The 24,283-nt window shown below is 73.0% G+C and carries 22 protein-coding genes, 1 pseudogene and 1 riboswitch; of the genes and pseudogenes, 12 read left to right on the top strand and 11 right to left on the bottom strand.

Annotation, left to right across the window (positions count from 1 at the left end; translation table 11 throughout):
* Positions 1-41 precede the first annotated feature (41 nt).
* Together K304_RS31505 and hisN are read right to left on the bottom strand one after the other, a co-directional pair.
* Positions 42-455 carry a CBS domain-containing protein gene (locus tag K304_RS31505; protein ID WP_051308869.1) on the bottom strand — a complete coding sequence of 138 codons (414 nt, stop codon included), beginning with the start codon at positions 453-455 and terminating at the stop codon, positions 42-44.
* 168 nt (positions 456-623) lie between these two features.
* Positions 624-1,418, bottom strand: a complete 795-nt coding sequence (gene hisN / locus K304_RS0126350; protein WP_027766146.1) for a histidinol-phosphatase — start codon at positions 1,416-1,418, stop codon at positions 624-626.
* A gap of 158 nt (positions 1,419-1,576) precedes the next feature.
* Here hisN and K304_RS0126345 point away from each other — a divergent pair, with 158 nt between their 5' ends.
* Positions 1,577-2,140, top strand: a complete 564-nt coding sequence (locus K304_RS0126345; protein ID WP_027766145.1) for a TetR/AcrR family transcriptional regulator — start codon at positions 1,577-1,579, stop codon at positions 2,138-2,140.
* Positions 2,141-2,179: 39 nt separating this feature from the next.
* Here K304_RS0126345 and rsgA read toward each other — a convergent pair whose 3' ends face one another.
* From rsgA to K304_RS0126330, 3 genes are all read right to left on the bottom strand, one after another.
* Entirely contained in the window at positions 2,180-3,190 is a 1,011-nt protein-coding gene (gene rsgA / locus K304_RS0126340) for a ribosome small subunit-dependent GTPase A (RefSeq protein WP_027766144.1), read from the bottom strand.
* A 12-nt stretch (positions 3,191-3,202) separates the two neighbouring features.
* Positions 3,203-4,585, bottom strand: coding sequence for a 3-phosphoshikimate 1-carboxyvinyltransferase (gene aroA / locus K304_RS0126335; RefSeq protein WP_027766143.1), 1,383 nt, complete (start codon positions 4,583-4,585; stop codon positions 3,203-3,205).
* A gap of 80 nt (positions 4,586-4,665) precedes the next feature.
* Positions 4,666-5,379, bottom strand: coding sequence for a M50 family metallopeptidase (locus K304_RS0126330; protein WP_027766142.1), 714 nt, complete (start codon positions 5,377-5,379; stop codon positions 4,666-4,668).
* Between the two features lie 96 nt (positions 5,380-5,475).
* Here K304_RS0126330 and K304_RS0126325 point away from each other — a divergent pair, with 96 nt between their 5' ends.
* The 8 genes and pseudogenes from K304_RS0126325 (at position 5,476) to def (ending at position 13,580) form a co-directional block, all read left to right on the top strand.
* Complete coding sequence (locus tag K304_RS0126325) at positions 5,476-6,300, top strand: SOS response-associated peptidase (protein WP_027766141.1); 825 nt, start codon at positions 5,476-5,478, stop codon at positions 6,298-6,300.
* 106 nt (positions 6,301-6,406) lie between these two features.
* Positions 6,407-7,060 (top strand): alpha/beta family hydrolase, encoded by a 654-nt coding sequence (locus K304_RS0126320; protein ID WP_027766140.1) that lies wholly within the window; start codon positions 6,407-6,409, stop codon positions 7,058-7,060.
* Between the two features lie 237 nt (positions 7,061-7,297).
* Positions 7,298-7,969: a sigma-70 family RNA polymerase sigma factor gene (locus tag K304_RS0126315; RefSeq protein ID WP_027766139.1), complete on the top strand. Its 672-nt coding sequence runs from the start codon at positions 7,298-7,300 to the stop codon at positions 7,967-7,969.
* On the top strand, positions 7,966-8,283 hold the full coding sequence (gene rsrA, locus K304_RS0126310; RefSeq protein WP_027766138.1) for a mycothiol system anti-sigma-R factor: 318 nt from the start codon (positions 7,966-7,968) through the stop codon (positions 8,281-8,283). The genes K304_RS0126315 and rsrA overlap by 4 nt, the downstream gene beginning before the upstream one ends.
* Before the next feature lie 189 nt (positions 8,284-8,472).
* A pseudogene (locus K304_RS31500) lies at positions 8,473-9,912 on the top strand (HD-GYP domain-containing protein); the annotation flags it as partial.
* 461 nt (positions 9,913-10,373) lie between these two features.
* The gene (locus K304_RS31495) at positions 10,374-11,654 is read left to right on the top strand and encodes an HD domain-containing protein (protein WP_051308868.1); all 1,281 of its coding nucleotides are present in this window, start codon (positions 10,374-10,376) and stop codon (positions 11,652-11,654) included.
* A 118-nt stretch (positions 11,655-11,772) separates the two neighbouring features.
* Entirely contained in the window at positions 11,773-12,774 is a 1,002-nt protein-coding gene (locus K304_RS0126295; protein WP_027766137.1) for a tetratricopeptide repeat protein, read from the top strand.
* A 173-nt stretch (positions 12,775-12,947) separates the two neighbouring features.
* A complete protein-coding gene (def, locus tag K304_RS0126290) occupies positions 12,948-13,580 on the top strand; it encodes a peptide deformylase (protein WP_027766136.1) in 633 nt (210 codons plus the stop codon).
* Between the two features lie 73 nt (positions 13,581-13,653).
* Here def and K304_RS0126285 read toward each other — a convergent pair whose 3' ends face one another.
* The 6 genes from K304_RS0126285 to K304_RS31490 form a co-directional block, all read right to left on the bottom strand.
* Positions 13,654-14,610, bottom strand: coding sequence for a ribonucleotide-diphosphate reductase subunit beta (locus tag K304_RS0126285; protein WP_486591814.1), 957 nt, complete (start codon positions 14,608-14,610; stop codon positions 13,654-13,656).
* A gap of 59 nt (positions 14,611-14,669) precedes the next feature.
* A complete protein-coding gene (locus tag K304_RS0126280; protein WP_027766134.1) occupies positions 14,670-17,069 on the bottom strand; it encodes a ribonucleoside-diphosphate reductase subunit alpha in 2,400 nt (799 codons plus the stop codon).
* A 118-nt stretch (positions 17,070-17,187) separates the two neighbouring features.
* A riboswitch (cobalamin riboswitch) is annotated at positions 17,188-17,337 on the bottom strand.
* Between the two features lie 65 nt (positions 17,338-17,402).
* Positions 17,403-17,918 carry a GNAT family N-acetyltransferase gene (locus tag K304_RS0126275; RefSeq protein ID WP_027766133.1) on the bottom strand — a complete coding sequence of 172 codons (516 nt, stop codon included), beginning with the start codon at positions 17,916-17,918 and terminating at the stop codon, positions 17,403-17,405.
* 67 nt (positions 17,919-17,985) lie between these two features.
* Positions 17,986-19,587, bottom strand: coding sequence for a monocarboxylate uptake permease MctP (gene mctP / locus K304_RS0126270; protein WP_027766132.1), 1,602 nt, complete (start codon positions 19,585-19,587; stop codon positions 17,986-17,988).
* Entirely contained in the window at positions 19,584-19,862 is a 279-nt protein-coding gene (locus K304_RS0126265; protein ID WP_027766131.1) for a DUF3311 domain-containing protein, read from the bottom strand. Before K304_RS0126265 ends, mctP begins: the two co-directional genes overlap by 4 nt.
* A 191-nt stretch (positions 19,863-20,053) precedes the next feature.
* A complete protein-coding gene (locus K304_RS31490; RefSeq protein WP_037792032.1) occupies positions 20,054-20,821 on the bottom strand; it encodes a GntR family transcriptional regulator in 768 nt (255 codons plus the stop codon).
* A gap of 186 nt (positions 20,822-21,007) precedes the next feature.
* On the opposite strand from K304_RS31490, the gene K304_RS0126255 reads away from it, so the two are divergent.
* The 3 genes from K304_RS0126255 to K304_RS0126245 all read left to right on the top strand — a co-directional run bounded on the left by K304_RS0126255 (position 21,008) and on the right by K304_RS0126245 (position 24,279).
* A complete protein-coding gene (locus K304_RS0126255; RefSeq protein WP_027766130.1) occupies positions 21,008-22,285 on the top strand; it encodes an extracellular solute-binding protein in 1,278 nt (425 codons plus the stop codon).
* A 105-nt stretch (positions 22,286-22,390) separates the two neighbouring features.
* Positions 22,391-23,410 (top strand): carbohydrate ABC transporter permease, encoded by a 1,020-nt coding sequence (locus K304_RS0126250; protein ID WP_027766129.1) that lies wholly within the window; start codon positions 22,391-22,393, stop codon positions 23,408-23,410.
* Positions 23,407-24,279, top strand: coding sequence for a carbohydrate ABC transporter permease (locus K304_RS0126245; RefSeq protein WP_486591810.1), 873 nt, complete (start codon positions 23,407-23,409; stop codon positions 24,277-24,279). Before K304_RS0126250 ends, K304_RS0126245 begins: the two co-directional genes overlap by 4 nt.
* Positions 24,280-24,283 lie beyond the last annotated feature (4 nt).

Below are 24,283 nucleotides of genomic sequence, written 5' to 3'. Positions count from 1 at the left end.
TCCCTCCGGTCCGTCGGGGCCGGGAGTGCCTGCGGGCGGGGTCAGCCCGCGGACACCGTCGCGTCGTAGGCGTCCGGGATGCCCGACCAGCACCGCACGATGTCGCGGACGGACACCACGCCCACGGGCTCCTGCTCGTCCAGCACGATCAGGTGGCGGAAGCCGCCGTGCGCCATGGCCTGGGCGGCCTCGTGCAGCGTCCACCGCGGGCCGGCGAAGACGACGTCCGTGGTGGTGTGCCCCTGGGCGGTCTCCTGTTCCGGGTCCTGGCCGGCGCCGACCGAGTTGAGGATGTCCCGCTCGGTGAGGATGCCGATGCCGCCGGCGTCGGGATCGAGGACCACCGCGGCGCCGACGCGCCGGGCGGACATCAGCTCGGCGGCCTGCCGCAGCGAGTGGGTCGGGCCGATGGTCAGAACCACGGTGCTCATGGCGTCCTGTACGAGGGTGGGCATGGCGTGTGAGCCCCTCTCGGGTAGCTGTTGCGGGCCTTGCGAAGCGTTTCACAAGGTCACAAGCGGTTCGAGTCTTCATGCTCACACGCCGCCCCGGACACAACAAGAGGGCGCCCGCCCGCCGGCGCGCGCCCCCGGCCGCAGCACTGGCTCACGGAACCGGCCCGGTCAGGCCGTCAGCCGCCCCAGCAGCTCGTCGTGCAGCAGGCCGTTCGAGGCCGCCGCGTTCCCGCTGTGCGGGCCCGGCCTGCCGTCCAGTCCGGTGAAACGGCCGCCCGCCTCCTCGATGATCACGGCGCTCGCCGCCATGTCCCACAGGGACAGCTCCGGCTCCGCGCACATGTCCACCGAGCCCTCGGCGACCATCATGTACGGCCAGAAGTCGCCGTACGCGCGCGTACGCCAGCAGGACCGGGTCAGGTCGAGGAAGCCGCCGAGCATCCCGCGCTCCTCCCAGCCCGAGAGCGACGAGTAGGCGAACGAGGCGTCCGCGAACCGGCCGACGCGCGACACGTGCATCCGGGTGGCCTGCGAGAGGCTGCGTCCGGTGTACGCGCCACCGCCCTGCACGGCCCACCACCGGCGGTGCAGCGCGGGCGCGGAGACCAGCCCCACCACCGGACGGTCGCCCCCCTCCGTCGTCTCGGTGAGCGCGATCAGGGTCGCCCACACGGGTACGCCCCGGACGTAGTTCTTCGTGCCGTCGATCGGGTCGATGATCCAGCGGCGCGGACCGTTCCCCTCGGTGCCGAACTCCTCGCCCAGCACGCCGTCGCGCGGGCGCGCCCGCCGCAGGGACGTGCGGATCAGCTCCTCGGCCGCTTTGTCCGCCTCGCTGACCGGCGTCATGTCCGGCTTGGTCTCCACCTTGAGGTCGAGGGCCTTGAACCGTTCCATGGTCGTGGCGTCGGCGGCGTCGGCCAGGACATGGGCGAGGCGCAGATCATCGTGGTAGTCCGGCATGTGCGAACAGTATCGACCGTCTCCCCGGGCGGCCACACGAGCGTGGCCGTCCGGGTGCGTCGCCCGGTGCGGCGCGTATTGACAGCCCCTGCGGACGCGTCGATTCTGTGCCCGCGCCACGTGCGCGCGCTGCGCGTGCACGCCGCACGGAGGTGGGGATGCCGACCGCACGCGAGAGCCTGCTCGACGCCGCGCACGAGGCCGTGTCCACCCGGCCGTGGACGGGCGTCCGCATGGTCGAACTGGCCGCGAGCGCCGGTGTCTCGCGGCAGACCCTCTACAACGAATTCGGCAACAAGGACGGGCTCGGCCGGGCGCTGGTGCACCACCGCGTCGAGGGCTTCCTGCGCGGTGCCGCGGCGGTCGCTGCGCAGGCCGTCCGGGGCGGGGCGGACCCGCCGACGGGGCTGGCGGTCGCCGCCGGGTGGATGCTCCGCACGATCGGCGGCGAGCCGATCGTGCGGTGTGCGCTCACCGGGTGCTGGACCGGGCGGATGCCGCCGGCGGCGCGCGGCGAGCCGGGGACGCCCCAGGAACTCGCGGACGAGCTGCTGCGGCGGCTGGTCGCGGCGCTCGCCGCCGACGCGGCGCGGGCCGAGCCGCTGCACCTCGCCTGCGACGCGGGACTCCGCCTTGCGCTCTCCTATGTCGTCGTACCCGTGCCCGGCGCGGAGGACGAGGCGTGCACCCGCATCCACGACGTCACCCGCGCTCTCCTCTGAGGCCCGCGCCTCCTCCGGCGCCGGCGGTGCGACGCGGCGTCAGTCGCCCTCGTGGGGTTCGCGGGTGGCGAGGAGGCGTCGCAGGGAGTGGAGGCGGGCCGGCTCCGCACGGCCGTCGGCGACCCACGCGTCCAGCGCGCAGTCCGGCTCGTCGTGGCTGCACGCCCGGGGGCAGCCCTCCGTGCCGGGCTCCAGGTCCGGGAAGGCGTGGATGACGCGCCCCGCGTCCACGTGGTGCAGTCCGAACGACCGCACGCCGGGGGTGTCGATCACCCACCCGGAGTCGCCGGCCAGGGGCAGCGCCAGTGCCGAGGTGGTCGTGTGCCGGCCCCGCCCCGTGACCGCGTTGACGTGACCGGTGGCCCGTCGGCGGGCGGGCGGCACCAGCGCGTTCACCAGCGTCGTCTTGCCGACCCCGCTGTGGCCGACGAACGCGGTGGTGCGGCCGTAGAGCCGCTCGCGCACCCGCTCGGCCGCGTCGCCGTTCGCCAGCTCCTCCCGGTTGCAGACGACGTACCGCACGCCGAGGGGCGCGTACGTCTCCAGCAGCGGGCCGGCCGCCGCGAGGTCGGATTTGGTGAGCACCAGCAGCGGGTCGAGTCCCGCGTCGTACGCCGCGACGAGGCAGCGGTCGATCAGCCGCGGCCGCGGCTCCGGGTCGGCCAGCGCGGTGACGATGGCGAGCTGGTCGGCGTTGGCGACGACGACGCGCTCGTACGGGTCGTCGTCGTCCGCCGTGCGCCGCAGCACCGAGGCCCGCTTCTCGACCCGCACGATGCGGGCGAGGGTGTCCTTCGCGCCGGACAGGTCCCCGACCACGGCGACCCGGTCGCCGACGACCACGCCCTTGCGGCCCAGTTCGCGGGCCTTCATCGCGGTGATCGTGCGGCCGTCGACCAGGCAGGTGAGCCGGCCGCGGTCGACGGTGACGACGAAGCCCTCGGCCGCGTCCTCGTGCTTGGGCCGCCGGTGGGTGCGGGGCCGGCTGCCGCGGCGGCCGGGGCGTACGCGGATGTCGTCCTCGTCGGTGTGCTTGCCGTAGCGGCGCATCCCGGCCGCCCTCTACGCCCGTGCTCCGGCGGGGGACGCGGCGGAGGTGCCGAGCATGCCGTGCCACAGCTCCGGGAAGTCCGGGAGGGTCTTGCCGGTGGTGGCGATGTTCTCCACGCGTACGCCGTCGACGGCCAGCCCGAGCACCGCGCCCGCGGTGGCCAGCCGGTGGTCGTCGTAGGTGTGGAAGACCCCGGCGTGCAGCGGCCGGGGCCGGATGCGCAGGCCGTCCTCGGTCTCGGTGACGTCGCCGCCGAGCCCGTTCATCTCCCGGGCGAGCGCGGCCAGCCGGTCGGTCTCGTGCAGCCGGAGGTGCGCGACGCCGCGCAGCACGGTCTCGCCGTCGGCGAGCGCGGCGACGGCGGCGATGCCCGGCGTCAGTTCGCCGACCTCGCCGAGGTCGATGTCGACGCCCCGGACGCGGCCCGAGCCGGTGCACGTGAGACCGCGTTCGTCCAGTTCGCAGGAGCCGCCCATGGCGGTGAGGAGGTCGCGCAGCGCGTCGCCCGCCTGCGTGGTGTGCCGCGGCCAGTCCGGGACGGTCACGCGGCCGCCGGTGACCAGCGCCGCGGCGAGGAACGGCTGCGCGTTGGACAGGTCCGGCTCGACGACCACGTCGCGTCCGAGCAGCGCGCCCGGCGTCACCCGCCAGACGTCGGCCTCCCCGCCGTCCTCGGGGGTGTCGACCCGGGCGCCGGCGGCGCGCAGCATCTCCACGGTCATCCGGATGTGCGGCATCGACGGCAGCCTGCCGCCGACGTGCCGTACCTCGACGCCCTGGTTGAAGCGCGCCCCGGACAGCAGCAGCGCGCTGACGAACTGGCTGGAGGAGGAGGCGTCGATCTCGACCGCGCCGCCCTCCAGGGAGCCCGCGCCGTGCACGGTGAGCGGGAGCGCGCCGCGCCGGTCGTCGTCGACGCGGGCGCCGAGGGCGCGCAGCGCGTCGATCACGCCGTGCAGCGGCCGTTCGTACGACCGCGGGTCGCCGTCGAAGCGGACGGGTCCGTCGGCGAGGGTGGCGACGGGCGGCAGGAAGCGCATCACGGTGCCCGCGTTGCCGACGTCGACGGTCGCGGGGCCGTGCAGGCCGGCCGGGATGACCCGCCACACCTCTCCGCTCCCCGCCGTCCCGCTGACCGGCGCGGTGCTGGAGGACGCGGTCTCCTCGATCTCGACGCCCATCGCCCGCAGCGCGGAGGCCATCAGCAGCGTGTCGCGGGACCGCAACGGGCGCCGCAGCCAGCCGGGTTCGGCGGCCAGGGAGGCGAGCACCAGGGCGCGGTTGGTGACCGACTTGGACCCGGGCACGGTCACGGTCGCGTCCACGGGGTCCGCGGCGAGCGGGGCGGGCCAGAGGGCGGGGTCCGCGACGGGGCGGCCGGTGGTCTCGGTCATGGCTCAACCTTAGAGGCTGCGCCCCTGCGCACGGCGCCCGGACGGGCCCGGGGCGGCGCAAGTACGGGGCCGGCCCGCCCTCAGAGGTCGAGCAGCCAGCGCCCGCCGCCCGCGAGGGAGCACAGCGACACCGCGTGGAACAGCAGCAGCCACAGGAACGGCGGCACGTGCGTCAGCCGGGACAGCTGGTCGACGTCGGAGTCGGGGGCCCCGCCGCGCCGCCGTTTGGCCTGGAGCTCGAACACCGGCCGGACGCCGCCCAGCAGCAGGAACCACACCACGCCGTAGGCGAAGGCGGCCTGGACCTGCGGGCCGGTCAGCCACGACACCAGGAGGAAGGCGCCGCCGGTGAGGACGACGGTGAGCACGCCGTACGCGTTGCGGACCATCACCAGCATCGCCAGGAGCAGCAGGGTGGCGCCCCACAGCAGCAGCGTGATGTGGTCGGCGGCCAGCAGCCAGGCCCCGCCGAGGCCGAGCAGCGGGGGAGCGGTGTAGCCGGCCGCGGCGGTGAGCACCATGCCGACGCCGTGCGGCTTCCCGCGCGAGACGGTGAGGCCGGAGGTGTCCGAGTGCAGCCGGATGCCGTCCAGGCGTCGGCCGGTGAGCAGCGCGGTCAGGCCGTGCCCGCCCTCGTGCGCGATGGTCACCGCGTTCCGGGACAGCCGCCACACGCGGTGCGGGGCGATCGCGGCGAACGCGACGGCGGCGGTGGCGAGTACGACCCACAGGTCGGGGTCGGGCTGGGTGCCCAGGACCCGGTCCCACAGGTCGGTGATGCCCCTGGTGTCCATGCTGCGACGTGCCTCCCCTGGCCCCCGGCGGTCCGGACGCGGTCCCCGCCTCCGCGCACGGCCGCGTTGTCGGTGTGCCGTGGCAGTCTTGCACTCATGTGCGGACGGTACGCGGCCAGCAGGAAGCCCGAGGACCTCGTCGGGCTGTTCGACGTGCAGAAGTGGGAGCCGGAGGAGGCGCTCGCGGCGGACTGGAACGTCGCGCCGACCAAGGACGTGTACGCGGTGCTCGACCGGCCGGAGAAGGGGTCGGACGACCCCGGCCCCGTACGTCAGCTGCGGACGCTGCGCTGGGGGCTGGTCCCGGGGTGGGCCAAGTCGCCGGACATGGGCGTGAAGATGATCAACGCGCGGGCGGAGACGGTGCACGAGAAGTCCGCCTACCGCAAGCCGTTCGCGGCCCGTCGCTGCCTGCTCCCCGCCGACGGCTACTTCGAGTGGGTGACGGGGAACAGGGAGCTGGACCTGGAGCAGGAGGGGAAGCGGAAGCGGCCGCGCAAGCAGCCGTACTTCGTGACGCCGGCCGACGGCGGCGTGATGGCGATGGCCGGGCTGTACGAGTTCTGGCGCGACCGCACCCGGGCCGACGACGACCCGCGCTCCTGGTGGGTGACGTGCACGGTGGTGACGACCGCCGCCGAGACGGGCCTGCTGGCCGGGGCGACCGGGGAGGCGGACGCGGGTCCGCAGTCGCTGGCCGACATCCACCCCCGGATGCCGCTGGTGCTGACCCCCGACAGGTGGGACGCGTGGCTGGACCCGGCGAGGACCGACCCGGACGAGGTCCGCGCGCTGCTCGCCCAGCCGCCTGCGGGCCTGCTGCGCGCCTACCCGGTGTCGACGGAGGTGAGCAACGTGCGGAACAACGGGCCGGAGCTGGTCGAGGAGATCGCGGCCCCCGAGGAGCCGACGCTCTTCTGACGGCCCGCGGCGGGTGGGCCGCGGCGCGTTCGGCGGCCGTACGCGTTCCGGCGGCGCGCCCCCGGCGGTGCGCGGGTCCCGGGCCCGCGCGGTGGAGAATCGCCGCATGCCCGCACGCGAAACCGTCGCCACCCCCACCGGGGACGCCCGCCTCACCTGGTACCCGGCAGACCGGCCCCGCCGGGTGCTCGCCCTCGGCCACGGCGCCGGGGGCGGCATCGAGGCCCGCGACCTCCGGGCGCTCGCCGGGGCCCTGCCGCCGCACGGCACCACCGTCGCCCTGGTCGAGCAGCCCTGGCGGGTCGCCGGGAAGAAGGTCGCCCCCGCCCCGAAGACTCTGGACGCGGCGTGGACCGCGCTCTGGCCCGCACTTCAGGCCCGGACGGAAGGCGGCGAGCTCCCCCTCGTCGCCGGCGGACGCAGCGCCGGGGCGCGCGTCGCCTGCCGCACGGCGGGCGCGCTCGGCGCGGTCGCCGTGCTCGCGCTGTCGTTCCCGCTGCACCCGCCGGGCCGCCCGGAGAAGTCGCGCGCCGGTGAACTGACCGACGCCGGCCTGCCCACTCTGGTCGTCCAGGGCGAGCGGGACCCCTTCGGGCGGCCCGCCGAGTTCCCGGCCGGTACGCGGCTCGCCACCGTCCCCGGCGGGGACCACGGCTTCGCCGTGCCGAAGACCGCCGCGGTGTCACAGGACGAAGCGCTGCGGACACTCACCGAAGCCGTGCAGTCGTGGATCGTCGCGGGAATGCCGTCGGCCCCCTGAGGTGTTGTACGGGCTGCGGCGGTGACCACACCGCCCGAACGTCTACGCCCTATGCGAAAGGAAGCCGCCCCCATGGGTTCTGTCGCTTGCCCGCAGCGTCCCCAGGCCGCTGACCTGGACTGGGCCACGCTCGCGTTGGCCGGTGGCGCCGGGAATCCGGCGGCGGAGGCTGCGGAACGTCGTCTATCCTCCGGGACGAGCGGGTACTCGTTTCTGCCCGCAGGAGCTACGGAGGAGGTGGGTCCGGTCACCGGCACCGGCGACGGCACGAACAGCGCGCGCGACGCGGAGCAGCAGGAGAGCGCGGGGGAGCGCAGTGCGCGCTTCGAGCGCGACGCCCTGCAGTTCCTGGACCAGATGTACTCCGCCGGCCTCCGCATGACCCGGAACCCCGCCGACGCGGAGGACCTGGTGCAGGAGACCTATGCCAAGGCGTACGCGTCGTTCCACCAGTTCCGGGAGGGCACCAATCTCAAGGCGTGGCTCTACCGGATCCTCACCAACACCTTCATCAACTCCTACCGCAAGAAGCAGCGCGAACCGCAGCGCAGCGCGGCCGAGGAGATCGAGGACTGGCAGCTCGCCCGCGCCGAGTCGCACATGTCGACGGGGCTCCGTTCCGCGGAGGCCCAGGCGCTGGACCACCTGCCCGACTCGGACGTGAAGCAGGCCCTCCAGGACATTCCGGAGGAGTTCCGGATCGCCGTGTACCTGGCGGACGTCGAGGGGTTTGCGTACAAGGAGATCGCGGACATCATGGGGACACCCATCGGCACCGTGATGTCCCGGCTGCACCGCGGCCGTCGTCAACTGCGCGGCATGCTCGAGGACTACGCGCGCGAGCGCGGACTCGTCCCCGCCGGTGCCGGTACGGACGCGTCGCACGACGGGAAAGGCTCGGGCTCATGAGTTGCGGAGAGCCGCACGAGACGGACTGCTCCGAGATCCTGGACCACCTCTACGAGTACCTCGATCAGGAGATGCCCGAGAGCGACTGCGCCAAGTTCCAGGTGCACTTCGACGAGTGCTCCCCGTGCCTGGAGAAGTACGGACTGGAGCAGGAGGTCAAGAAGCTCGTCAAGCGGTGCTGCGGGCACGACGACGTACCGACCGACCTGCGGTCCAAGGTGATGGGGCGGATCGAGAAGATCCGCGCCGGGGAGATCGGCCCGGACGCGGGCGCCGCCTCGCGCGCCGGTGACGAGGGCCGGGCCGGGCGCTGAGCCCGGCGCGGTCGGCGCTGCCGCCCGAGCCCGCTCGTACTTTCACAGCTCGCACGTCTGTGCGAATGTGAGACACTCGAAAGGCTGACATCCGCGGGCCTCCGCCGGGTGGATTTCCCGACACGCCCGCCGCGCCTCCCGCCACCGCCCCTATTCTCCCTGCCCTGTGCCGGACGGGGAGGAGGCGCGATGGGAGCACGGGCCGCCGGGCTCGCCGCGAGCGCGCGGGCGCTCGTGCTCGCCGCCGCGCTGGCCGCCCTCGTGTGCGCCCTCCCCGCGCTCCTGCACCCCGCCCGTACCGACTGGGCGGCGCTCTCCCTGCTCGCCGGCCTGTATGCCGCGGCCGAGACCCTGCCCCGCCTGCCGCAGCTCTTTCCGCAGGCGGGGCGGCGGGCCCCGCAGCTGGCCCGCGCGTGGGGCGGCGGGGAGGCCGCGCCGCCGGAGGTGTGCGGGCCACTGCTGCTCACCGCCGTCCTGCTGCTCCGGCCGGAGGGCGCGGCGCTGGTCCCGGTCGTGGGTGCCCTCGCCGGCCGGGTCCCCGCACGTCACGCCGGCGCCCGTCGCGTGTGGCGCGCCGCCCGGCTGTCCCTGGCCGCCTACGCCGCCGGCGCCGCGGCCCGGCTGCTCCCGGCGACCGGCGCCGGAGCGGCACCGGGACCGGGCGGCGCGGAGGCGCCGGCCGCGTTCGGGCTCCCGGAGGCGCTGCTCCCGGCGGCCCTGGTCGTGGTCGTCTACTGCGCGGCGCTGACCGCACTGGACGGCGCCGTCCTGGTCGCCGCCGAACGGTGCGCCCCGCGCGCCGCGTGGCGCGGCCGCCTCACTCCCCTGTTGCCGCCGCACGCCGTGCACGCGCTCGCCGGGCTTCTGATGGCCGTGCTGTGGCGCAGCCCGTACGGCCCGGCAGCCGCCCTGTCCGTGCTGCTGCCCATGGCGCTGTGCTGCTGGGTCTTCGCCCAGTACCAGCGGGAACAGGCCGCCCACCGGGCGACCGTACGGGCGCTGGTGCAGGCCGTGGACATCAAGGACCGCTACACCCGCGGCCACAGCGAACGGGTGGGCCGCGCCTCCGCCCTGATCGCCCGTGAACTCGGCATGGACGACGGCCGGACCGAGGCGCTGCGGTTCGCGGGCATCCTGCACGACGTCGGCAAGCTCGGCGTGCCCACCCGGCTGCTGCGCAAGGCCGGACCGCTCAGCCCGCTGGAGCGCAGCGTGCTGGAACTGCATCCGGAGTACGGGCACGAGATGGTGCGCGGCATCCGCTTCCTCGGCGACGCCCGCTCCGCGATCCTGCACCACCACGAACGCCTGGACGGCACCGGCTACCCGTACGGCCTCGCGGGCGACGAGATCCCCGAACCCGCCCGGCTGGTCGCCGTGGCCGACGCGTTCGACGCGATGACCTCCCACCGCAGCTACCGCCGCGGACGGCCGGTCGGCGACGCCGTCGCCGAACTCCACCGCTGCGCCGGCACCCACTTCGACCCCTGCATGGTCGACGCCCTCACCCGGGCGCTGGACCGCCACGGGTGGTCCGCGGAGGTCACCGCCGACCCCGCCCGGGACGGCGCCCGCGCCGAACCCGCGGCCCCGCCCGCCCCCCGCTCCCGCTCCCACCGGGCCGTTCCGCCGCCGCGCACGGCCGTACGCCGCCCCGCGCACGGCCGTCACCGTGCGGGGCGTGCCCCCGCCGCAGCCCGGGACCACGTCGCCGAGGCCCGGCCGTTCCCGTCCGGCCCGACCACCCACACCACGGGCGCCGCCCGCCTCGGAGCGTCCGGCGGCGCTCCGGACCGCGACGCGGCGCCGCCGTGCGACGGCCCGGCGGGCGCCGGGGCGGCCCCGTCCACACCGCCGTCCGCCGCCGGGGCACCTTCCGGGCGCCCGCCGGGAGCCCGGGGGCGCCACGCCGCTCCTGCGGGGCCGGGGCATCCCGGCCCCGGGGCCGCTCCGCCGGGTCCGCCCGGTGCCCTGCCGGACGGCTCGGGCGACGCACGCCCCCGCGACGGCGTGCAGGAACGTTCGCCCGCAGGCGCCGGCTCCTCCGGCCCGCCGACGTCCGCATCCCCTCCCGGTCCCGGAGAGCCGACGTGAGGCGACGGGTCGCGGCCGTGCACGCCGCCGCGGCCGCACTCGCACTGGCCGGGCTGCTCGTCACCGTCCGCGACGGCGTGCACCAGCCGGCCGCCGCGCTGGCGTTCGCGCTGCTCGTCGCCGCCGGCGAGGCCGTACGCGTCCGGCTGCCCGGCGGCGCGCACCCGGTCGCACCGCTGGCCACCGCCGCCGCGCTCGGCTACGCGCTGCTGGGCGAGGTCGAGGGCCGTGCCGCCGGTCACGGCGTGCTGCAGGTGGTCGCGGTCACGGCGGCCGGCACCCTCGCCGGCTCCCTCCCGCACCTGGCCCGCGTCCCGCGCCCCGTCCGGCCGGACCGGGAGGCCAGAAGGTTGCTGACGGCCGGCTTCGCCGCCGCCTGCTACCAGCCCCTGCACACGTGGGCCGAGGCGACCGGACTGGACGGGCCGTGGCACGCCCCGCTGGTCCTGCTCGTCCTCCTCCTCACCGCCGGCTGGGACGCGGTGCTGGCCGCCGTGGTGAGTTCCGGCCGCCGCTCGCGGGCGTTCTCGCCGTCGCTGCACGACGCGCTGCGCGGCGCGTTCGGTCTCGTGCAGGCGCTGACCGCCACCGGGGCGGTGCTGGCGCTCGCGGTGGGCGCGGGCGGGCTGTGGGCGCTCCCGGTGTGCTGGGTGCCGCTGCTGCTGGTGCAGTTCGCGGTACGCCGGCACGCCGCCGTACGGGCCACCTACCGGCAGACCATCGCCTCCCTCGCCCGGGCGACCGAGGTGGCCGGCTGCACTCCACAGGGCCACGCCCGCCGCGTCGCCGCGCTGAGCCGGGCCATGGCCCGCGAACTCGGGCTGGCCGAGCCGGACCTCACCGTGCTGGAGTACGCCGCCCTGATGCACGACATCGGCCAGCTGTCCCTGGTGGACCCGCTGGCCGGCGGGGCGACCGAGCCCCTGGAGGACTCCGAACGGCGGCGGATCGCGCTCCTCGGTGGCGCCGTGGTCCGGCAGACCGGTGTCCGCGCGGACGTCGCCCTGGTGGTCGAACGGCAGGCCGACCCGTGGCGTGAACAGCCGCTCACGGCGCGTCTCGTACGGGTCGCCAACGCCTACGAGGAGCTGACCGCGGGGCAGGACCCGGTGGCGGCACCCCTGCGGGCCCTGGAACGGCTGCGGCTGGGCGTCGCCCGCGACTACGACCCGCGGGTGGTCGACGCCCTCGCCCGCGTCGTGGCCCCGGAGCTCCCCGGACCGGCCGCGCCCGCGCCGGGGTCCGCGTCCGGGGCCACGGGTTCGCCTTTCGGGTAGTGAGCGCGAGGGCGAGTGGGCATGGTTGGATGCGAGAGGGGAAACCACGACCAGTGGTGCGCCCCACGTCATCGACGACGCGAACACGCAGCGACAGGCGGGAGTCAGGCGGCACATCGTGAGGATCTTCGGCAAGGTGCGGCACCGTCCCTCCGCCTCCTGGCGGCAGGCGACCGACCGCGCGTTCACGCTCATCGGGGACGGGCGCTACGAGGACGCCGGCGCTCTGCTCACCCGCGCCGCAGACCTGGAGCCGTGGCTCTCCGAGTCCTGGTTCAATCTCGCGCTGCTGCACAAGTTCCGGCACGACTGGGAGCAGGCGCGCGCCGCGGGTCTGCGCGCCGTCGCGCTGCTGGACCGCGACGCGGGCGCCCCCGACTGGTGGAACGTCGGCATCGCCGCCACCGCGCTCCAGGACTGGCCGCTGGCCCGCCGCGCCTGGCAGGCGTACGGGCTGCGGGTCCCCGGAGAGGCGCACAGTTCGGCCGCGGCGGGCGAGCCCACCGGCATGCAGCTGGGGAGCGCCGCCGTCCGGCTCTCCCCGGAGGGCGAGGCCGAGGTGGTGTGGGGCCGCCGCATCGATCCGGCGCGGCTGGAGATCCAGAGCATCCCGCTGCCGTCCTCCGGGCGCCGCTGGGGCGAGGTGATCCTGCACGACGGCGTGCCGCACGGCGAGCGGACCACGGCGGCCGGTCCGGCCTACCCCGTCTTCGACGAGATCGAGCTGTGGGCGCCCTCGCCGGTGCCCACCTGGGTGGTGCTGCTCGACGCGGCCGCCGAGGAGGACCGGGACGCCCTGGAGCGGCTGGCGGCCGACGCCGGATTCGCCGCGGAGGACTGGTCCTCGTCCGTGCGGCTGCTGTGCCGGTCCTGCTCCGAGAGCAGCATGCCGAGCGACGAGGGCGACGGCACCGTTCACCTGGACCCGCACGACCACAGCTCCCCCGGTCATCCCGGGCCCCTCGGCCACATGACGGCGGGCGGGCCCGGCGATCTGTGGGTGCCGGAACGCGAGTGCGGCATCGCCGCCCCCTCCGGGCTGGTGCGGGGTCTGCTGGACGGCTGGGTCGCCGACAGCCCGGACACCCGCGAGTGGCGTGATCTGGAAGAGGTCTGCTGAGGCCGGAGCGACGACCGCGGCGTCCCGGCGGTCCGCCCGCCACCGGTATCCGGCCCGCCGCTGCGGCGCGCCCCGTACCCTGTAGGGCGTATCCCGCGCGGGACGCGCGGTAACGGCCCAGGCGGAGGTCCCGGGGCGGGTGCCCCGAGGACGTGAGGAAGGCGTACGGCGGAATGTCGCAGCAGCATCAGACCCGGTCGGAGCCGGCTGAGGAGTTCGTGGTCGACACCGAGGACTGCGAGGAGCGCGAGCAGGCGTACCGGGCGCGGGGGACGGCTCGCCCGATCACCGTCGTCGGCAATCCGGTCCTGCACAAGGAGTGCAAGGACGTCACCGCGTTCGACGACGATCTCGCGAAGCTGATCGACGACATGTTCGCCAGCCAGCGCGCCGCCGAGGGCGTCGGCCTCGCCGCCAACCAGATCGGCGTCGACGCCAAGGTCTTCGTCTACGACTGCCCCGACGACGACGGCGTCCGGCACGTCGGCGTCGTGGTCAACCCGGTGCTGGAGGAGCTGCCGGCCGACCGGCGGTCGCTGGACGACTCGGGCGAGGGCTGCCTCTCGGTCCCCACCGCGTACGCCGAGCTGGCCCGCCCGGACTTCGCCGTGGTCCGGGGCCAGGACGCCGACGGCAAGCCGATCCGGGTGCGCGGCACCGGCTACTTCGCCCGCTGCCTCCAGCACGAGACCGACCACCTGAACGGCTACCTGTACATCGACCGGCTCTCCAAGCGTGAGCGCAAGGACGCCCTGAAGCAGATGGCCGAGGGCACCCCCCGCTACGAGACCGTCCCCAACGACTGACGGTTCACGGCACACGCGGACGGGCCGGCCGGGGAGACCCGGCCGGCCCGTCCGCGCGTGCCGTCCGACGTGCTCAGAAGTCGTCGTCGAAGGACACCGAGCCCTCGACGGCGACCTGGTACGCCGAGGCGCGCCGCTCGAAGAAGTTCGTCAGCTCCTGCACGTTCTGCAGCTCCATGAAGGAGAACGGGTTCGCCGAGCCGTAGCGGACGGGGAATCCGAGCCGGGCGAGCCGCTGGTCCGCGACGGCCTCCAGGTATTCCCGCATCGAGTCGGTGTTCATACCCGGCAGCCCTTCGCCGCACAGGTCGCGGGCGAACTGCAGCTCGGCCTCCACCGCCTCCTCCAGCATCGCGGTGACCTGCTTCTCCAGCGCGTCGTCGAAGAGGTCGGGCTCCTCGTGGCGGACGGTGTCGACCACGTCGAAGGCGAACGACATGTGCATCGACTCGTCGCGGAACACCCAGTTCGTGCCGGTCGCCAGGCCGTGCAGGAGGCCGCGCGAGCGGAACCAGTACACGTAGGCGAAGGCGCCGTAGAAGAAGAGCCCCTCGATGCAGGCCGCGAAGCAGATCAGGTTGAGCAGGAAGCGGCGCCGGTCCTCGCGCGTCTCCAGCCGTTCCACCTTCTCCACCGAGTCCATCCAGCGGAAGCAGAACTGCGCCTTCTCCCGGATGGACGGGATGTTCTCCACCGCCGCGAACGCCTGGGTGCGTTCGTCCGGATCGGGCAGGTAGGTGTCCAGCAGCGTCAGGTAGAACTGGACGTGCACGGCCTCCTCGAACAGCTGCCGCGACAGGTACAGCCGGGCCTCGGGCGAGTTGATGTGCTTGTAGAGGGTGAGCACCAGGTTGTTCGCCACGATGGAGTCGCCGGTGGCGAAGAACGCCACCAGGCGGCCGATCATGTGCTGTTCGCCGGAGGAGAGCTTGGCGAGGTCGGCGACGTCGGAGTGGAGGTCGACCTCCTCCACGGTCCAGGTGTTCTTGATCGCGTCCCGGTAGCGCTCGTAGAACTCCGGGTACCGCATCGGACGCAGGGTCAGTTCGAAGCCCGGGTCGAGCAGGTTCTTGTGCGTCTTGGGGGTGGTCACTGGCATGCCTCGCAGGACTCGGGGTTCTCCAGGGAGCAGGCGACGGCCTCGTCCGGCGCGGCGCCCTGCTGGGCGGGTACGGCGGCCTGAGCGGTGGCCGACCCGGCCGCCCGCGCGATCCGCGTGGCCGGCCGCGACCGCAGGTAGTACGTCGTCTTGATGCCGCGCTTCCAGGCGTAGGCGTACATCGAGCTGAGCTTGCCGATGGTCGGCGACGCCATGAACAGGTTCAGCGACTGGCTCTGGTCCAGGTACGGGGTGCGGGCGGCCGCCATGTCGATCAGCGCGCGCTGCGGGATCTCCCACGCCGTCCGGTACAGCTCGCGTACCTCCGCGGGCAGCCCCGGGAGGTCCTGCACGCTGCCGTTGGCGTCGCGCAGCGCCTCCCGGGTGGTGTCGTCCCAGCGGCCCAGCCGCTTCAGCTCCTCCACCAGGTAGCCGTTGACCTGGAGGAACTCCCCGCTCAGCGTCTCGCGCTTGAACAGGTTGGACACCTGCGGCTCGATGCATTCGTAAGCGCCGGCGATGGAGGCGATGGTCGCCGTCGGGGCGATGGCCAGCAGCAGCGAGTTCCGCATGCCGGTGGCGGCGATCCGGGTCCGCAGCGCCGACCAGCGCTCCGGCCAGGTCTGTTCGGCCTCCGGGTAGTGGTCGGGGTGGAGCACGCCGCGTGCGGTGCGGGTCGACTCCCAGGCCGGGAGCGGGCCGTGCCGCTCGGCGAGGTCGGCCGACGCCTCGTAGGCGGCGAGCATGATGCGTTCCGAGATGCGGGTGGACAGCTGCTGCGCCGCGGGGGAGTCGAACGGCAGCCGCAGCCGGAAGAAGACGTCCTGGAGGCCCATCAGGCCCAGACCGACCGGACGCCAGCGTGCGTTGGAGCCGCCTGCCTGCTCGGTGGGGTAGTAGTTGACGTCGACCACGCGGTCCAGGAAGGTCACCGCGGTGCGCACGGTGGCGTCCAGACGCTCCCAGTCCATCCCGCCGTCGTCGCCGAGGTGGGCGGCGACGTTGACCGAGCCGAGGTTGCACACGGCGGTCTCGTCGTCGTCGGTCACCTCCAGGATCTCGGTGCACAGGTTGGAGGAGTGGACGACGCGGCCCGGTTCGGCGGTCTGGTTGGCCGTGCGGTTGGCGGCGTCCTTGAAGGTCATCCAGCCGTTGCCGGTCTGCGCGAGGGTACGCATCATCCGCGCGTACAGCTGCCGGGCCGGAACGGACTTCACGGCCTTACCGTCCGCCTCGGCGCGACGGTAGGCGGCGTCGAAGTCGTCGCCCCAGAGGTCCACCAGTTCGGGCACCTCGGCGGGGGAGAACAGCGACCAGTCGGCGTCGGCCTCGACGCGGCGCATGAACTCGTCCGGGATCCAGTGCGCGAGGTTGAGGTTGTGGGTGCGGCGGGCCTCCTCACCGGTGTTGTCCCGCAGCTCCAGGAACTCCTCCAGGTCGGCGTGCCAGGTCTCCAGGTAGACGCAGGCGGCGCCCTTGCGCCGGCCGCCCTGGTTCACCGCGGCGACCGAGGCGTCCAGCGTGCGCAGGAACGGCACGATGCCGTTGGAGTGGCCGTTCGTGCCGCGGATGAGCGAGCCGCGGGCGCGGACGCGGGACCAGGACAGACCGATGCCGCCGGCGTGCTTGGAGAGCCGGGCGACCTGGTGGTAGCGCTCGTAGATCGAGTCCAGTTCGTCCAGCGGCGAGTCCAGCAGGTAGCACGACGACATCTGCGGGTGCCGGGTGCCGGAGTTGAAGAGCGTCGGGGAGGACGGCAGGTAGGACAGCGAGCTGGTCAGCCGGTACAGCTCGGCGACCTCCTCGACGGCCCGCGCGCTGTCGTCCGCCGCCAGCCCGCAGGCGACGCGCAGGAGGAAGTGCTGCGGGGTCTCGACCACCCGGCGGGTCGTGGGGTGGCGCAGGAGGTAGCGGGAGTGGACCGTGCGCAGCCCGAAGTAGCCGAACCGGTCGTCGGCGCCGTCCGCCACGGCGGCGTCGACCAGGGCGTCCAGGCGTGCGGCGTGTGCGCTGACGAATGCGGCGGTGGAGTCCGCGATCAGACCTTCGTGGTGGCCGACGGCGACCGAGGCGGAGAATGAGGTCGCGCCCTGGCCGGCGGCCTCCTCGCGCACGGCGCGGGTCAGCAGCCGGGCCGCCAGGCGCCCGTACTCCGGTTCGTCGCCGATGAGTCCGGCCGCCGCCTCGACGGCCAGCGACCGCAGGTCCGCGTGGGTCGATCCGGGGTGCCGTCCGCGCCGTACCGCCGCGCCGATCCGGGCGGCGTCGGTCGCGGGCAGGTCGGCGGTCAGCTCCGTCAACAGCCGCTCCAGCAGGGCGCTGTCGGCATCCGGCCCGGAAGGCGCCGGGAACGGCGCCGGGACGGCTGCGGCCTCGGGTGCGATGGTCACGGTGACGTGCTCTCCCTCGCTCGGCGGGGGCCGGTGGGGAGGCGTGGCGGGGCGCAGGCGGCGACCCGTTGCGGGCCGGCGTCACCTCGCGTCCGCCGGCCCATCCCACGGGGCCCGGACGTGTACGACGCCGTCGGCAGGTGCTCGGACTCGCGGCGTTCCGGGGCCCGTTCGACGCGTGGAGGCAGGGCACGGCACGCCGCACACCGTTGCGGGACAGTCCCGGATTCGCACCGGATTCCCCTGCGGCGACAGCGAGGACGAGCATACATGTTGGGGTGCTCCGCGCGAGCACCCCAACATCTTGTGTCGCTGGTAGGATTGCCGTGCCCGTCAGTCCTCGTCGTCGGCGAGCTCCAACGCGAAGGTCCACAGTGGCAGACCGGGGATCGGCTCCCAGTCGCGGGCCGGGGTGCGCACGAACCGCAGTCGCCCGTACAGGCGGTGAGCGGTCGTCATCTTCGACTCGGTGGAGAGCACCACGCGTTCCCGGCCGAGGGCCCGCGCGCGTGCCAGGCAGTCGCGCACCAGCGCCTCGCCCACGCCGCGTCCCCGCCCCTTCCGGTGCACGGCCAGCATGCGGAACTCGGCCTCGCCGGGCCGGGCGATGTTCGCGTACTCCCCGCCGTCCCCGACGAAGGTCACGGTGCCCAGCAGGTCGCCGGTGCCCGCGTCCACGGCGACCAGGACCTGTGCGTGCCCGGCGCGGTGCGGCACGTTCCGCAGCACCTCCAGGTACGGGTCCTCCGCGCCGTAGGTGAGCAGCCCGTCCTCCAGGTACGCGTCGGCCGTCAGGTCTCCGACCTCGCCGTACTCCGCCTCGTGCGCCGCCCTGATCGTCACGTCCATGTCCCCAGCATGCAGCACCCCACCGGCGGCCGTGCCGCCGGTGGGGTGCTCGGGTGGGTTCCGTGGATCAGGGAGCGGCGGTGGGAGCCGGCAGCTCCTCCTTCACGCCCCGGTCGCCGGCGTCCGCGCGGTAGTCGGACGGCTTGGTCTCGTCCCGCCCGTCCGGGACCTTGGCGGCCCGCAGGATCACCGTCAGGACGACCGTGACGACCGCGTTCAGCACGAAGGCGGTGAGGCCGATGTAACCGATCTCACCGATCATCGGGATCTCCGCCGTGCTGCCGCCGAAGTGCTCCTGCTTCGGGCTGGACACGTTGTACGCCGCGATGGTGCCGTACACCATGCCCGCCGCCCAGCCGGCGAGCAGCGCCCACCGGTGGAACCAGCGCGTGAACAGGCCACCGACCAGGGACGGGAAGGTCTGCGCGATCCAGATGCCGCCCAGCAGCTGGAAGTTGAGCGCCGCCGTCTTGTCCAGGGTGAGGACGAAGACCAGGGCGCCGACCTTCACCAGCAGCGAGGTGACCTTGGAGACCTTGGTCTCCTGCTCCGGGGTGGCGTTCGGCTTGAGGAAGTCGCGGTAGACGTTCCGGGTGAACAGGTTCGCCGCGGCGATCGACATGATGGCCGCCGGGACCAGGGCGCCGATGCCGATGGCGGCGAACGCGACGCCCGCGAACCAGGCCGGGAACATGTTCTCGAACAGCTGCGGCACCACCAGCTGCGGATTGTCCAGCGAGATGCCGGCCGCGATGCCCATGAAGCCGAGCAGCGCCAGCAGGCCCAGCATCAGCGAGTACAGGGGCAGGATGGTGGTGTTGCGGCGGATCACCTCGCGGCTGCGGCTGGACAGCGTCGCGGTGATCGCGTGCGGGTACATGAACAGCGCCAGCGCGGAGCCGAGTGCCAGCGTCGCGTACGCCCAGTGGCCCTCGGGCCCGGTGACCAGTGCTCCGCCGGTCTCGGAGAGCTTCTCGCCCGCGCTGGAGAAGATGTCGTCGAAGCCCCCGAGCTTGATCGGGATGTAGATGATCGCGACGGCGATCACGATGTAGATCAGCGAGTCCTTGACGAACGCGATCAGGGCCGGTGCCCGCAGTCCCGAGGAGTAGGTGTAGGCCGCGAGCACGCCGAAGGCGATGAGCAGCGGCAGGTCCTTGATGAACCAGTGCGTCGACGCGCCGCCGCCGATGCCCATCACGTCCAGCACCGCCTGGATGCCGACGAGCTGCAGCGCGATGTAGGGCATGGTGGCGAGGATGCCGGTCAGCGCCACGGCCAGGGACAGGCCGCGCGAGCCGAAGCGGCCCTTCACGAAGTCCGAGGTCGTCACGTAGCCGTGCCGGTGGGACACCGACCACAGACGCGGCAGGAAAAGGAAGATCAGCGGGTAGACGAGAATCGTGTACGGCACCGCGAAGAAGCCCACCGCGCCGGCCGAGTAGATCAGCGCGGGCACGGCCACGAAGGTGTACGCGGTGTAGAGGTCGCCGCCGAGCAGGAACCAGGTGATCCAGGTGCCGAAGCTCCGGCCGCCCAGACCCCATTCGTCCAGGTTGTCGGCATTGGCGGCCTTTCGCCAGCGGGCGGCGAGGAAGCCCATCACCGTCACCAGCGCGAAGAAGAAGACGAAGACCACGAGCGCCACGACGTTGATGCCCTCGTTCATGCGCGCTCACCCCCCTCGGCGGCCGCACGGGCGTCGCGACGGGCGGCGTTGTCCCGCCGCACCAGCACGTAGGCGATCACCGTGAGCACGGTGGCCAGGGGCACCCACAGCATCTGGTACCAGTAGAAGAACGGGATGCCGATGAAGGTGGGCTCCACCGAGTCGTAGCTGCCGACCCAGAGCATCGCGACGAACGGAATGAACAGACAGACGGCGGCCAGAGCGCGCGCGGGGGTGACGGTGGGGATCGTCCCCGTGCTCGTGGGTGGTGGCATGGGTGGTGCTCCCGTCCAAGTACTGAAGTGATCTCCTGATCGGTGCGCAGGAATCTAGCCAGCGGGAGCGGCCCCCGTCACCCCCCTTCCGCATAACGGACCGGACAACCCGCAGGTCATCCGGTACGTGTCGTGGCTGGTCGGAGGCGTGCGGTGACGGCCGTTCGGCAGGGGCGGGGGCGCGGTGAAGGTCAGCGGGCGGGGCGGTGGAGGTTGGCGACGAACTTGTAGCGGTCGCCGCGGTAGACCGACCGCACCCACTCCACGGGCTCCCCGTCGGTGTCCTTGGAGTGCCGGGAGAGCATCAGCATCGGCAGCCCCACGTCGGTGGCGAGCAGGCCCGCCTCGCGGGGGGTGGCGAGCGAGGTCTCGATGGTCTCCTCGGCCTCCGCGAGGTGGACGTCGTAGACCTCGGCGAGCGCGGTGTAGAGCGAGGAGTACTTCACCAGGCTGCGCCGCAGGGCGGGGAAGCGCTTCTGCGACAGGTGGGTGGTCTCGATGGCCATCGGCTCGCCGCTGGCCAGCCGCAGACGCTCGATGCGCAGCACCCGTCCGCCGGCCGGGATGTCCAGCAGCCCGGCGAGCCGGTCGTCGGCGGTGACGTAGCCGATGTCCAGCAGCTGCGAGGTGGGTTCGAGGCCCTGGGCGCGCATGTCCTCGGTGTACGAGGTGAGTTGGAGGGCCTGCGAGACCTTCGGCTTGGCGACGAAGGTGCCCTTGCCCTGGATGCGCTCCAGCCGGCCTTCGACGACGAGTTCCTGGAGGGCCTGGCGCACGGTGGTGCGCGAGGTGTCGAACTCCCCGGCCAGTGTGCGCTCCGGGGGTACGGGCGTGCCGGGGGGCAGGGTCTCGGTCATCTCGAGCAGGTGGCGCTTGAGTCGGTAGTACTTCGGCACCCGCGCGGTGCGCGTGCTTCCGTTCCCGTTCCCGCCGTTTCCGTTCTTCGCGGCGTTCGTCACCGGCTCCTCCGTCTTCGTTGCGGTTCACATCGTGGCACGTGCCCGGCCCGGTGGGACGTACCAGGCCAGGTGTCGTTCCGGTAACGGAACGGTCGGCGGGTCCGCGGACCGTTGACACCCCTATAGGTCTAGGCCAAGCTGCGGGCACTGGTCTACACCATTGCGTACACCATCGAGGAGGACGGCGTGAGGCGCAAGCTCATAGCGGCGGTGGGGGCCGCTGCACTGGTGGCCGGCGCCACCGCCTGCGGCACCGAGGGCGGCAGCGCGGGGGACGGCGGCAAGAAGACCCTGACCGTGTGGGTCATGGACGGATCGGCGCCCGAGCCGTGGTCCACGGAGCTGAACAAGGCGTTCGAGGCCGAGCACAAGGGCGTCGAGGTCGAGATGAAGGTCCAGCAGTGGAACGGCATCCAGGAGCGGATCACCACCGCGCTCTCCGAGGACTCGCCGCCGGACGTGCTGGAACTGGGCAACACCCAGACCGCCGGATACGCGGTCACCGGCGGCCTCGCCGACCTCACCCCGATGAAGGGCGAACTGGGCTACGACCAGTGGAACGAGGGCATGCTGAGCTCCGCCGAACTCGACGGCAAGCTCTTCGCCGCTCCCTGGTACGCCGCCAACCGTGCGGTGATCTACGACAAGAGCGTCTACGAGGAGGCGGGCGTCGAGCCGCCGAAGACGCGTGAGGAGTGGCTCGCCGGCCTGGAGAAGATCGGCGAGAAGACCGGCAAGCAGCCCCTCTACCTGCCCGGCCAGAGCTGGTACGTCTTCGCCGGCCTCCTCTGGGACGAGGGCGGCAACCTCGCCGTGGAGAAGGGCGGCGACACGTGGGAGGGCGCCCTCGCGAGCGACGAGGCGGCGGCCGCGATGGACTTCTACAAGGAGCTCCAGTCCCACTCCACCGCCCCCAAGGACGCGGACGAGGCCACCCCGCAGCAGTCCACCGACGTCGTGCCCAAGGGCGACGTGGCGTCCTGGATCGGGCTCGGCTGGGAGGCCGGCGGCGCCGTCGCCGCCATCGAGGAGGCGGGCGACGAGGCCGACTTCGGCTACTTCCCGATCCCCGGCAAGACCGCCGACCAGCCAGGTCACGTCTTCTTCGGCGGCTCCAACCTCTCCGTCTCCGAGCGGTCCCCCAACAAGGAACTCGCCCAGGAGTGGCTGCAGATGGCCACCTCCGAGAAGTGGATGACGAAGTACGCCGAGGCCACCGAGGGCGGCCTGCTGCCCAACAGCCCGGCCGCACAGGTCGACCCGGCCGAAGGCTCGTTCGCCGAGGCGATGGTCGCCTCCGCGGAGGTCGGCCGCATCACCCCGGTCACCCCGGGCTGGGCCAACGTCGAGACCGACCCCAACCCGATCAAGACGTACATGACCAAGGTGCTGGAGGGGACCGACCCGAAGCAGGCCGGCAAGGAGGCCGACGAGGTCATCACCGAACGCATCAACGGCAGCTGACGTCGGCGCGTCCGCAGCGCACCCGTCCCCGGCGGCCGGCCTCCCCCGGCCGCCGGGGCACTCCACGGCCCTGATGCCCGCCCCCTCACCCCGAGGAATGAGGACATGACCCTGCACACCCAGGGCGCGACCCCCGGAACGCCGCAGGCGGCGCCCCGCGCCGAGGAGCCGCCGCCCGAGGTGCCCGAGCCCGCCCCGTCGGCCGACGGCGCCGCGCCGCGACGTCCGCGCCGCCCGCGGACCCATGCCTGGCTGCCGTACGCGCTGGTCGCGCCGGCGGTGCTCTCCCTGCTGGTCTTCCTCGGCTATCCGCTGGTCCGCAACGTCCTGATCTCGCTGCAGCAGCTCGGCCGCATCGAGATGATCTCGCGCGAGACGGTGTGGACGGGGCTGAGCAACTACACCGAGCTGCTGGCCGACGACATGTTCTGGACCGTGGTGGTCCGCACGTTCGTGTTCATGGCCGTCAACGTGGTGCTGATCATGGTCCTCGGCACCCTCGTCGGGCTGCTGCTCAACCGGCTCGGCTCACGGATGCGGCTGGTGCTCTCGCTCGCCCTGGTCATGGCCTGGGCGATGCCCATCGTGGCCTCCGCCACCGTCTTCCGCTGGCTCTTCGACACCCAGTTCGGCGTGATGAACTGGGTGATGCGGGGCCTCGGCTTCGCCGGCTACGAGCAGCACAACTGGTTCGACTCCGGCTTCTCCACCCTCGCCATCGTCACCCTGATGATCGTCTGGGCGTCCGTCCCGTTCGTCGCGCTCAACCTCTACGCCGGTCTCACCACCATCAGCGGTGAGCTGTACGAGGCGGCGCGGATGGACGGGGCCTCGAACTCCCGCATCTTCCGTTCCGTGGTGTTCCCGATCATGAAGCCGTTCTTCCTGATCACGACCTTCCTGGAGATCATCTGGGTCTTCAAGGCGTTCGCGCAGATCGTCGCCCTGAACGGCGGCGGCCCGGACCGCGCCTCCGAGACCCTCCCGGTCTTCGCCTACGTCGAGGGCATGTCGCAGATGAACTTCGGCGTGGCGGCGGCCGCCTCCGTGCTGACCATCCTCATCCTGCTGGTCGCCATGTCCTTCTACTTCCGCCTGATCCTCAAGCAGGAGGAGGAGCAGTGAGCGCACTCACCGCCGTGACCGACCGCAGCGCGGAACGCGCCCGGCGCCGGAAGGCGTTCGGCCGCCTCTGGCCCAACCTGGTGGCCCTGCCGCTGGCGCTGTTCTTCGTCTTCCCCGTCTACTGGATGTTCTCCACGTCCTTCAAACCGGCGTCCGAGGTGCTCACCAAGGACCCGACGTTCCTCTTCACCCCGACCGTCGAGCACTACACGACGGCCACCGGCGTGGAGCTGTTCTGGACCTACGTCGCCAACAGCCTCACGGTCACCGTCGGCGCCGTGCTGCTGGCCCTGCTGGTCGCGCTGGCGGCGAGCTTCGCGATCGTGCGGATGCGCTTCCGGGGGCGCAAGGGGCTGGTGCTGGCCGTGATGATGGCGCAGATGGCCCCCTGGGAGGTCATGGTCATCGTGATGTACCTGATCGCCCGCGACGCGCAGATGCTCAACAGCATCGGCACCCTCACGCTGATCTACTTCGTGATGGTGCTGCCCTTCACCGTCTGGACGCTGCGCGGCTTCATCGCCGCCGTGCCGAAGGAGTTGGAGGAGGCGGCGCTGATCGACGGCTGCGGCCGTACCCAGGCCTTCTTCCGGGTGATCTTCCCGCTGCTGGCGCCCGGCCTGATGTCCACCTCGCTCTTCGGCTTCATCACCGCCTGGAACGAGTTCGCCATGGTGCTGGTGCTCAACAAGGAGTCCGAGGCGTACACGCTGCCGCTGTGGCTCACCCAGTTCCAGTCGGCGTTCGGAAACGACTGGGGTGCGACCATGGCCGCGTCCTCGCTCTTCGCGATCCCGGTCCTGCTGCTCTTCCTGTTCCTGCAACGACGCGCCGTCGGCGGCCTCAGCGCCGGCGCCGTGAAGGGGTGACGCC

Source organism: Streptomyces sp. CNS606 (assembly GCF_000426325.1).
The sequence above is the reverse complement of the archived record's forward strand: the minus strand, read 5'-3'. Positions and strand labels throughout refer to the sequence as shown.